The sequence below is a fragment of the Chlorobiota bacterium genome (assembly GCA_016700335.1).
In the GTDB taxonomy this organism is placed as follows: domain Bacteria; phylum Bacteroidota; class Ignavibacteria; order OLB7; family OLB7.
Window position 1 is genome coordinate 1635766 of record CP065014.1, and the last position, 12419, is coordinate 1648184.

The 12419-nt window shown below is 28.0% G+C and carries 7 protein-coding genes; 1 reads left to right on the forward strand and 6 read right to left on the reverse strand.

Annotated elements, in window-relative coordinates; all coding sequences use genetic code 11:
• Nucleotides 1-3: 3 nt before the first annotated feature.
• From IPP08_06690 to IPP08_06715, 6 genes are all read right to left on the reverse strand, one after another.
• Nucleotides 4-1917 carry a PD40 domain-containing protein gene (locus IPP08_06690; GenBank protein ID QQS65475.1) on the reverse strand — a complete coding sequence of 638 codons (1914 nt, stop codon included), beginning with the start codon at nucleotides 1915-1917 and terminating at the stop codon, nucleotides 4-6.
• A gap of 27 nt (nucleotides 1918-1944) precedes the next feature.
• Entirely contained in the window at nucleotides 1945-2718 is a 774-nt protein-coding gene (locus IPP08_06695) for a hypothetical protein (GenBank protein ID QQS65476.1), read from the reverse strand.
• A gap of 46 nt (nucleotides 2719-2764) precedes the next feature.
• Entirely contained in the window at nucleotides 2765-5494 is a 2730-nt protein-coding gene (locus IPP08_06700) for a choice-of-anchor D domain-containing protein (GenBank protein QQS65477.1), read from the reverse strand.
• A gap of 11 nt (nucleotides 5495-5505) precedes the next feature.
• On the reverse strand, nucleotides 5506-7626 hold the full coding sequence (locus IPP08_06705) for a hypothetical protein (GenBank protein QQS65478.1): 2121 nt from the start codon (nucleotides 7624-7626) through the stop codon (nucleotides 5506-5508).
• Nucleotides 7627-7691: 65 nt separating this feature from the next.
• Nucleotides 7692-9383, reverse strand: coding sequence for a hypothetical protein (locus IPP08_06710; protein ID QQS65479.1), 1692 nt, complete (start codon nucleotides 9381-9383; stop codon nucleotides 7692-7694).
• A 118-nt stretch (nucleotides 9384-9501) separates the two neighbouring features.
• Nucleotides 9502-10035 carry a dTDP-4-dehydrorhamnose 3,5-epimerase family protein gene (locus IPP08_06715; protein ID QQS65480.1) on the reverse strand — a complete coding sequence of 178 codons (534 nt, stop codon included), beginning with the start codon at nucleotides 10033-10035 and terminating at the stop codon, nucleotides 9502-9504.
• Nucleotides 10036-10304: 269 nt separating this feature from the next.
• Here IPP08_06715 and IPP08_06720 point away from each other — a divergent pair, with 269 nt between their 5' ends.
• Entirely contained in the window at nucleotides 10305-12407 is a 2103-nt protein-coding gene (locus IPP08_06720; protein ID QQS65481.1) for a sodium-translocating pyrophosphatase, read from the forward strand.
• Nucleotides 12408-12419: the final 12 nt, after the last annotated feature.

Genomic DNA, 12419 nt, shown 5'->3' on the forward strand with positions numbered 1-12419 from the left:
GAACTATTCAGTTAAAAATCTTCTTTGAATAATAACTTTGAATCTTCTTCTAGTGCCTAAATCGGTTTCTGGCGATGTAAATAGTGAATTATTGTTTTGATTATTATTTACTTCTTCTGGACTTATATTTCCACTCATTGCACGCCATTCTATGATTCCCCTTTTCTCTAATTCATTATATACATTTTTATCAAATGAACCATATTGAGAGAACTTTAATTTCATTGTTTCAACAGCAAAATAAGCTCTTAAACCAGACAATTTGAAGTTATCTAAAGAATCATTTGTTTTTACTGTAACTTCATTACCTGATAGGTCAAGAAACTTGATTTCATTTTCAATATATCTTCCATTAATTGGTCTTGGATCAGCAAAACCTACAACTGTAATTTGAATTTTTTCATTTGCTTTTGTACTATCTAAATACCTTAAATATCTTGTAAAGTATTTTTCAGAAAGATCTTTAGTTAAACTATCCAATGTTTTTTCTATTTTTCTAGTATACTCACGATAAAAATCATATCTATTAGTATCGCTATTTGATACATCTGCAATGTAGGTTATACCTTTTAAATTACCCTTATTTTGTCTTTGTCTTAAATCTTCTAATGAAGTAAATGTTAATGGTCTGTAATAACCACTCGCATACATTGGTGTTCCTTTTGGATCAAATATTATTTCAGTAGCAGGTGGTGGTTCTGGTGGAGGATTACCAAAATTAAATCTATGAGTTTCAGTTTCGTTAAATTTTAAATTTGAAATTAAAGTTTCTCTTTTTCTATAACCTTTTGATTCCATTTCAACTCTATAATTAAAGTATGTAACAAGCAAAACACCTACATCTTGAGTTGTATCATATTTACAAGTTGCTATTAATTTATTTGTAGTTTGTTCGTAAAACTTCAAATTAGCATTTAGTGGTTTATTAAATACTGTATCAAAACACATAGGTTTTAATAAAGTATATCCTGAAGCAAAAACATTAGTTGTACCTTCATATAAATCCAAACCACCTTTTGAAGAAGAGTCCTCCCTATCAGAAGAAAAGTAAAATTTATTTAAACCAACTCCATAAAAGAAACAATCATTTGAAGATGTATTTATTTTATTTCCAAGATTTTTTGGTTTAGTCCAAGCACCATTATCATCAATAAAAGAGACATATATATCACTTTTACCAAAGCCTTTATGACCATTTGACGAGAAATACAAGGTCCTTCCATCAGGCGATAAAAATGGAGAAAATTCATCACCAGATGTATTTATTGGTTTGCCAATATTTACTGGGTTTGAAAAAGTACCATCGGAATTCTTTTTTATTATAAATAAATCCATTCCTCCATAAGTTTTCATTTTCCTAATTGAAGTGAAAACGATAGTATTTCCATCAGCAGAAATTGTAGGTTGAGAATCCCAGCCACTTGAATTAATTATACTAAAAGGTACAACATTTACTATTGAAGATCCATCAACATTTATATTGCATGTATAAATATCTGCATCACCAGATCCAATTGTTCTCTTACTTCTAACTACAAAAGCAGTATCAGATAATTTTATATTTTTTAAATCATTAAATCCTTCAAATAACATACTGAATTTTGAAGTTTTAGTTGTAAATGATCCATCATCTTTAATAGAACTATTAACATTTTGATCATTTACTTTTTGAGGTAAATCAATAGAATCTGAATTTATTTGACATTTATAAATATCAGAATTATTTTCTCTAGAACTAGTGAAATATAACCATTTTCCATTTGGTGTAATAAAAGAAGAGTAATCATCCTTTTCAGAATTTAAACTACTTAAATTTTTAACTTTTACTTTTGCGATAATACTATCACTAAAAAGTTGAGAGAATAATATATTACTTGAAATAGTGAATATTATTATTATTATTTTAAATAATTTCATTTAATAATTATTAAATATCTAAAAAAATTAATCTTCAAAAGTATCAATATTGATATTGTATTGAAATCCTAAATTAAAAAATATACCTGATTGTTTTAATGAAAATGGACTTGACAAAATTGATTGAATAGGAAAATGGTAAAACACTTCTGGGTTTATTACCATTCTATTATTTAATGCATACATATATCCTAAACCTCCCCTTAAATCTAAAGAAATTGGATTGAATTCTTTAAACTCGCCATCTTTTACTAAATGAATTTCGTTTGTACCGCTTAAACCATAAACAAATTGATCATCTTTTATCACTTGAAATAAATTGTATTTTCCACCCATTAGATATCCCAAAGATCCACCTCCAAAAACATAAGCACCTGATTCTAATATCTCATACCCAATATTTGTATCAAATGTCAATGAATAAATAGGTGATCTAACTTCAAATTGTGTTGATATATCATTTAATTCATTATTAGCTCCCCTTACTTTTTCATTTGGCATTTCTTTTATTATCTTACTTGACCTATCTTCAAATCTAAGTCTTGGAGATACAAAAATTGATGGTGATAAATACATCAATCCTTTAACTCCTAATGTAATTCCATTAGCTTTTCCAGTTGTAAAATCTACACATGGTACATTAGATTCTCCTGCAACAAATGATACATCTTCTTGTAAAAAAGAATATCCAATTTCACCTCCAATATAGAATGGTAATGGTATTTGTGGGTATAATATATTGTCATTTCTATTCCCTCCTTGAGAAAACAAACTTGTGTTTAACAATAAAAGAAAGAACAAAAAGATTATTATATATTTTATTTTCATTTTGCTTTAATATGAATTGTTAATTTTTTACTACAATCATTTTTTTTGTTAAAAACTTTTCATTTGTAATTAAGAACCTTATATAATATACACCTGAACTTAATTGCTTATTTATCAATTCAATAGAGTTAGAACCTTCTTCAATCAATATTGCTTTAGTTTCTGATACTTGCTCTCCATTTATATTAAATATATCATATCTTATCATTCCTTTTTTATCTGCAACAATTTCAATTTTTGACTTTCCATCATTTATTGGATTTGGAGTTACTTCACCAATTGATATTTTATAATTTGCATTTTGATTTTTAACATCAAATATAGGTATTGCATTTCTAAAGCAAGTTGAATCATATACTACTAAGGCAGCTGTATCATATAACCTAGCCCTTGGGTTGCCATCATCAAATTTTCCGTAGTTTATTTCAATTTGAGTTGACAAAGTATCACCTCTTAAAACTAAAAACTCAAATTTAACTAATTCGCCAGATTGATTAAATTTATTAGTAGTTGCCGAAATTTCTATATTGCTATACTTGTCCAAAATGTAGCTAGGCTTTGTGATAGTAAAATTTGAAGTACTCCCTGCTACACCAGAAATAATTCTATTAAATTGAAGCATAGATTTATTCCATCGAGTACCGAATATTAAAGATTTTACATCGAACCTTGTAATTGATGAACCTAAGAAAACAGGAACATTAATAATATCTCCAGGTTTAACTAACCTTAATCCTGAAATACTCAATCCAACTTCAGCTACACCAATTCCAGATAATTTAGGTGCTAAATTTTCACCATTACAACTATTATATTTTATTGTCAACCTTGCGTCTCTTATTCTTATTTTATTAGGGGCAAAACAAATTTCAAAATTATATTGTTGTTTCTCTTGAATAACAATTGGAGCTTTTACACTCTTTATAAAATATTCATTAGTTAAAACTCCATTTAAATCTGCTAATCTAAAGCTTTCAATTACAGCATCTCCTAAACCATCGTTAGTAACAAAAATTTTTTTACACAAAGTATCTCCAATTGCTACTGAATCGAATTCAATAATGCTTGAACTAAGTTGTGGTGCAGAAAGTTTTACTGAAAATGGTTCTAAACTTGTGCTTCCCTCGCTTAATGTGCTTGTAATTGTTTCAAATGCAGTTTGTAAATTTCCACAATCGCTAACATCAAAAGACAATCCTTTTGTTCCTTTTGCTATTCTAGCCATTGATGTTTTTGCAAAATCATCAGTACCAATTCCAATTGGAAATATTATAACTCCTGCAGCATTAGCTTCCTTTATAATAACATCTTCTGGATTCTTTTGTATGTCTTCTGGTTCAGATCCACCCGTTGATGAAGCATCTGTGATAACGATTAATACTTTCTTTAATAACTTACTTTTTGAAAGTTCAGCTATCATTTTTCTTATAACTAATCTAGTTGAAGTTCCACCATTTGCTGTTATCTGAGAAATGCTATTTGTAACATTAGTTTTTATAATATTTGTTACTGGAACTAGTGCTTGTAGAGTTCTTAAAGAATCTTGAACGTTTGATCCACCTCTTGGTCTGATTGAACAAGTCTTAACTGATAATTCATCAACAACAAAAGCAGAAGGTAAATTAATTAATGCATTTTTAATAAAATTATTTGCTTGAGATTTCATTTGCTCAATTCTAGTTGTTCTTTGAGTATTACAATTGAGTTGTGTATTCATACTTCCTGATTCATCTAATACCAAGCCAAAAGCAATTGGATTTCTTGAATTACTTGAAATTCTAATTGAATCATTTATTAATCCACTACCTTTACCTTTAAAACAAATAGGTATTTCTTTTTTTGAATTTGGTGGAATAAAAAATGGAGTAGGTACTCTTGGATTAATAAAGAAACCAAGAGTTTCATTTGAAATAAAATAAAGAGAATCTACTTTTAATGTTGAAGTTCCAACATTCTGAACAATAAATTTAGTACAAGTATCTTTTCCACAAAAAAGTGTTTCAGGTTGACTAGGATTAAAATTCAACTTACTTACTTGAATAATTGCTCCTGTTCCAGTAACATCGGTTGAACCATTTAAACCAACGGGATTTAGTAATCCACACCCTGATGTAATATCCATTGTTTGTGAATATACACCTGCAAGTTTTGGGGAAAATGTTATAAAAAATGTTGTAGTATCACCTGGATTTAATATCTTAGGTAATAAAGTAATTAAATTATAAGGTGCGGATATTTTAACGTTTGAATTATTAAGGGTTATTGGTCTTTCACCAATGTTTTTAATCAAGGTTGTTAACGGTGCTGATGTATTACCAACATTGGTTCTTGGAAAACTTAGTACTGATGGATTAGATGTAATTTCAGATGATATTCCCTTTCCTTCAACTCTTATACTTTTCTTTGAAATATTATCTTTATACTCCATAACATCCGAAACATTCCCCCTACTTTTTGGTCCAAAACATACATTTATGAAAATATCTTCACCGGGGGCTAAAGTTATAGGGAAAATTACATCTTTCAAGAAAAAAAATTTATTATCTACAAAAGTAATTTGGTCTAAGATTAATGGAGAATTTGATAAGTTCATTAATTCGTATCTCTTAAAACTTATAGAATCGCAAGGAGTATCTGGGAATTTAACAACTTGAGTAAATGAGTTATTAAAACTTGATACAAACAGAATTGAAATTATAAATATCTTATAAAATTTAATATCTTTAATATAATTAAATTTTAATTTCATACAGTTGTTTATCATTTAAGAAATATAATTTTTTTGATAATTGGATTTGAATTTTCAACTGATTTTACTATTAAATAATACATACCAGATGAAAACAAATTTGGTTTTAAAGGAATTTGATTAATCCCACTAATTAACTCACCTTCAAACAAACATTCGCTATATGACACTAAACTATTTTCAATAGTTACACTTACAATTGTATTTCTTTTTAAATAAAGTTCTATAAATTCATTTCCATTACCATAAATAGGGTTTTCAGAAATTTTAACTAGAAAAACATTCTGTAAATCATTTTTATTTATAATTTTTTTTGAATCAGGAAAGCATCCATTATCTTTTATAACAAACAAACCTTTTCCTATAGAATTCATTTTTAAAAAACCATTGCTAAAACTACCACTAGTTAATTCTATAGTTGATGACTCAGGTGTTCCATATAAAACTTTAAATTTTAATCGTGCAAATTCACCTTTATTTATAATAGTACTACTTTTACCTATTACTTTTGAAATTGCATTATTGTTATCAAACAAATTTTCTACAATATTATAAATTGTCGATTTGGAGTCATTACCAGAAATAACATACTCAAGATTTAAAAGTCTCTTATCATACTTTATATTAAAATTTAAATCATTTACATTATAATTACTTAGAGTTGAGTCAGCATAAACATTTATATAAAAATAATCTCCATTTGAACCATAAACTGTATCATTTAACATTACATTTAATGAACTAATACCATACCCAGAAACCTTAACCTTTAATTCCTGATTATCGCAACTATTATAGTTGTAATATACATATCCTTCGTTAAACCCTAAATTATCTGGCAAGAAACAAATTGTAACTGGATAACCTTTTCCTTCATTAACAATGAATGGTGGTTTAGGTTGATTAGATCTAAAAACATTTGATACTTTATTAAATTTATCTTTTACGATAGTATTTGTAACTGTTAAATTCCCTGAACTATCATTGTTATTAATCACAAAACTCTTACAAAAATCCGTCCCAACTTTTACAGTATCAAATTGAAATTCTTTAGAAGATAATTCAGATTTATTTATTTTAATAGATAATGGTAACTCTGTTGTTCCTCCAAAATTTGAAAGTTCAGCAATAGAATCTATAACACATTGAAGTTCATTACAATTATTAATCTCAAACAATTTCCCTTTACTATTTAATGAAATATCATTGTAATAATCTCTACCCACAATAGTTAAATTATCTGCAATTATAAAGACTCTTACATTGTATAAAAATGCATTATTTAATACTATTTTAGAACCAGCATTTATTTCACTTATATCTGGATCCCCACTAACATACAAAATTGATAAACGATTTTTTAAATTTGATTTTTTAATTCCTTGAGTTAATTCTCTTATTGCCCATCCAGCCATACGTTCTTTATTTGCTGGGGAAATTGTATTCATCGAGCTTATAGCATCTGTTAGAAATTTTTGTTGGTTTATCTTTATTGGACCATATAATGGCTTTGTATTTGGTGAGATATTATTTAATATATCACCAAGATATTTAGTCGAATAAACTAACATTAATAATTCATCATTAACTTTTTCAATTGGTTTATTAAATATATATCTTGAAATAAAATCTGATATGTATTTTTTAGCTAGTGATAATTTATCATTAGGAATAGTTTGACAATTCATAGGGTTAAACATATTAGTACTTTCGTCAATACCAATACCGAAGGAGGTGCTAACTCTAGCATTACTAACTATATCTAAAGTGTCATCGATTAGTCCTTTCCTATTAACTGATTTGAGTAAAATGAAGATTGAATACTTTTTACCAGACTTAACAATTAATGGATACTTAATGCTTTGAGCAACTGAATATCCACTGTTTTGATTTTTTAAATTTATCGAATTAATTATTAAATCATTTTTGGAAGTATTTGTTAATACAATTTGAACTGAATCAAAAATAGAACAATTTGCAGTCTCATATTTGATTGGATCAAAAGTAAACTTACCAATTCTTTCACAACTAAAAAATACTTCTTCATCTGGTGAGTAACAAATTCTTTGTAACTGACTGAATAGGTTATTTGGTAAAAGTAATATTAGATATATCAATAACTTAACTTTCATAATTTAACTTTAATTCAAATAAAATTTTGATTCAAATAAAATTTTATCTTGATTAACAAATAAATTTAATTTTTATAATTGAATAAAACATTTGAAATCCCATTTTCAGTTATCATATTTAAAATGTAAATTCCAGATGATTGGTTAGACAAATCTACATTAAAAATATTTTCGCCTAAGTATAATTCTTTGTAATTAATTTTATCAGATATATTCTTACCATTTAAATCAAACACCCTGTATTCAAGTTTAGTATTTTTATCAACTTGAACTTGAACTTTTAAATTGTTTTGAGATAATTTATAACTTGTTTTTAAATTAGAAAGATTTTCATTAACTCCTGCCAAACAATTTGAGGAACTCCACTCTACGATTTGTTCATCAATTGATTTACTTGAAATTGCAAATACTATTTTATCGAAATAACCTCTTTCTCCTAGACAATAATCTACATTATTTTTTAGATCTACAATCTCATAAACATTAATTCCTCTAAATAAAATTGCAGAAATAGAATTTGGATAGTTGCTTTTGAATTTAACTTGTAATCCTGTTGGATTGTTGTAAGTTATATATGATATTCCAAAAGACTCAAATGCTATTGAATTCGTTGAAGGATAATTCAAACCATTATAAGTTATTTGAGTAGGTTTTGGGGCACTTGATAAAGTTAGTTTTTGTTTGAATGAATACCTTGGGTCATCATTAGATTGTAAATACAAAGCAATTGAATAATTCTTATGTAATTCTTGCCAAGAAAAATTGCTTTTACTTATCTTCAATGCTTCATTTATTCTATCAGAACCATAATTCTGATTTTTTACAAGTTCAGTTAAAGTTTTTTCTCCAGCTTGTTCATATATATACTCTATATAAGTCATCATTCTTTCATAATCTGCTAACAAATCATTGTTATTTTCATTTGTCCATCTAAATAAATCAGTATTAGTTTTTTTGAAATAAATACTATTTCCCCTGGTTATATAACCACATAAAATACTTGCTGTTTCACTACAACCTTCATTTATAGAAATTTCACTATCTGGATTTTTTCCATTGTGAATTAAATGTTGGAATTCATGAGCTAATGTTGAAAGAATTTGATTAATACCACCTGCTATTCCTTCTTTAGAATCTATGTAAAGTATGTTTAATTTATTAGAACCAATTTCATCTGTTTGATCAATTTTAGAAAAGTATCCTAATATAACACCACCTCCTGATGGTTGTTTAATATCTAATAATAAAAAATCTGTTTTATTATTAAATTTATATTTAGTTGAAGCTTTACCAAATACCTCTTCATCATTATCTAAAATACCCAAATTGGGATTACGAGATTTTGAGGATGTTTTCTTCTCTAATGCATCAGTTAACTGACTAATTGTGCTTGTTAAGGTATTTGAATTTATTCTTTTTAACTCATTATTTTCGACCCAAATCCTGATTTGATCCCCTTCTGATTTTAATGTAGCTTTTACCTCTTCATAGTCTTCTTTTACTCTATTGTATGTAAAAAATGATAATTCATCTCCAATTTTGAATAAGTTATTTTTATGAATTTTATCATTTGATTTATCTATTAATTTATTATACAATTCTAAATTTCTTTTCTTTGTATTTTCTAAATAAAATTTATTAGATATTTTATTATATTCTAAAAATCCACAATTATGTTTTTCTTCAATTTGTTCTTGAGAAAAGGTATTGTTAATAAAAAAATAAAATGAAATTAGTGTAAGAAATAATATTTGCATATAAAATAGTAAATTAGATAGATTTGATTTTGAGGATAGATATTAAAATAAGAAGTAAAAATTGTAAATTAAGAATTAATTAAACTAAAAATGATTTACACAAATTACAAAATTCATTTTATCCATTGTTTGGTTCCCAAACTTCTGCCAAAACACAATCCCAACGAAACTTGAATTCATCTTTTGGATCATAAACTTCAGTTTGAAGATTTACAACAATAGTTTCAGGGGATGATAAAGCTTTCCAACCATGCATAACTCCTGGTGGAATTAATATTAAAGAAGGATTTTGAATTCCAATTATAAAACTATTTACTTCACCAAATGTTAGTGATTCAATTCTTAGGTCTACACAAACAACTTGCAATTTACCTCTAGTAACTGTAAATTGATCTGTATGAATTTCATGTAAATGCCAACATTTAGTTACTCCATAATCAGTAGCAGATTGGTAAACATGCTTTGGCAATGAAAAACCTTCTTTTTCTACCCAAGGTAAGCTCCAAAGCTCAATAACATCTCCTCTACCATCAACAATTGTATCTAATTTTTTATGTTTAATACCATTTATTGTTGGACCACTAAAAGTTGATTTAATTTTAAAATTAATTTCTAACAAATCTTCTTCTACTAACTCATTTAAGTTTTTCATATTACAAAAATAGTATTATGTTATAAATTAATTTGTTGAATTTCATATTTCTATTTAATAGAAAATAGTGTCATTGAATTATCAAGCTATGTTTTAATTGAATTTTAATTTTTAATATTTATTAAAAAATCAAATAATATTAAAACCAAAACTAAAAATCAATAAATCAATTAAATTTTCTTACAAATTTTTCATTAAATTTGTGGCTTAAATATATTTTCATCATTCGATTATTAAATAATTTCAATAAATCTCTTTATAATTTTTCAATGACAAACTTAGTTTATTTGGTTCCTTTACTTGGCTTAATCGGACTGGTGTTTATGTTCTTTAAAGCAAGGTGGGTAACCAAGCAGGAGGCTGGAGACCAAAGAATGCAAGAGATTGCAAGATACATAGCTGAAGGTGCCATTGCATTCTTAAAAGCAGAATGGAAAGTTCTTGGAATATTTGCATTAATTGCCTCAGTGTTACTTGGTTGGAGTGGTACTTTAGTTCCAGAATCAAGCCCAATAATTGCTATTGCTTTTTTGATAGGGGCATTCTTTTCTGCAACAGCAGGTTATATAGGAATGAATATTGCAACCAAAGCAAATGTTAGAACTACTCAAGCAGCAAAAACTTCATTGGCAAAAGCATTGCAAGTTTCTTTTAATGGTGGAACTGTTATGGGGCTTGGTGTTGCTGGATTAGCTGTTCTGGGGTTAAGTACTTTATTTATAGTATTTTATTATTTGTTTGTGCCAGCTGGATCTCAGATAAATGGAATAGAAATGAAAAAGGTAATTGAAGTTCTTGCTGGTTTTTCATTAGGTGCAGAGTCAATTGCATTATTCGCAAGAGTAGGTGGTGGTATTTATACTAAAGCCGCAGATGTTGGTGCAGATTTGGTTGGAAAAGTTGAAGCTGGTATTCCCGAAGATGATCCAAGAAACCCTGCTACTATTGCTGATAATGTAGGTGATAATGTAGGTGATGTGGCTGGGATGGGTGCTGATCTATTTGGTAGTTATGTTGCAACAATTTTAGCTACCATGGTGCTTGGACAAGAAATAGATGCTAAGGCAGATTCATTTGGAGGGCTATCACCAATCTTATTACCAATGGTTATTGCAGGACTTGGAATAATTTTTTCTATAATTGGTACTTTTTTCGTAAAAATTAAAAATGAAAATTCTAATGTTCAAAATGCATTAAATCTAGGTAATTGGACTTCAATAATCCTAACTGCAATTGCATCATATTTTTTAGTTAATTATATGTTACCTGATGATATGTCAATTAGAGGTTATGCATTTACAAAAATGCATGTTTTTTATGCAATTATTTTGGGACTAGTTGTAGGTACTTTAATGAGTATGATAACTGAATATTATACTTCAATGGGAAGAAGACCTGTAAAATCTATAGTTCAGCAATCTTCAACTGGTCATGCCACAAATATTATTGGTGGATTATCTGTTGGTATGGAATCAACTGTAATACCAATATTAATTCTTGCAATTGGCATATATGGTTCTTATAAATTGGCTGGGCTTTATGGAGTTGCTATTGCAGCAGCTGGAATGATGGCTACTACTGCAATGCAACTTGCAATAGATGCTTTTGGTCCTATTGCTGATAACGCAGGTGGAATAGCTGAAATGGCTGCTTTACCTAAAGAAGTTAGATCCAGAACTGATACACTTGATGCTGTTGGAAATACAACTGCTGCAACAGGAAAAGGCTTTGCAATTGCCTCTGCAGCATTGACTTCCCTTGCATTATTTGCTGCTTTTGTTGGTGTAGCTAAAATCAATGCCATTGATATTTATAAAGCAGATGTTTTAGCGGGCTTGTTCATCGGCGGAATGATTCCATACATTTTTTCTGCATTAGCAATTTCTGCTGTAGGTCGTGCTGCTATGGCTATGGTTGAAGAAGTTCGCCGTCAGTTTAGAGAAATACCAGGGATAATGGAAGGAACAGGAAAGCCTGAATACGAAAAATGCGTTGCTATTTCAACAAAAGCATCAATTAGAGAAATGATTTTACCAGGAGCTATAGCTTTAACTACTCCTATAATAATTGGCTTTGCTTTTGGTCCGGAAGTACTTGGAGGATTGTTAGCTGGTGTAACAGTTTCTGGAGTGTTAATGGGTATATTCCAATCAAATGCTGGTGGCGCTTGGGATAACGCTAAAAAATCTTTTGAAAAAGGTGTAATGATTAACGGTAAAATGGAATATAAGGGATCAGAAGCTCATAAAGCTTCAGTTACAGGAGATACTGTGGGAGATCCATTTAAAGATACATCAGGACCGTCTATGAATATTCTAATAAAATTGATGAGTATTGTCTCTTTGGTTATAGCACCTCATATTGCTAGATAATTTTGTTAATTT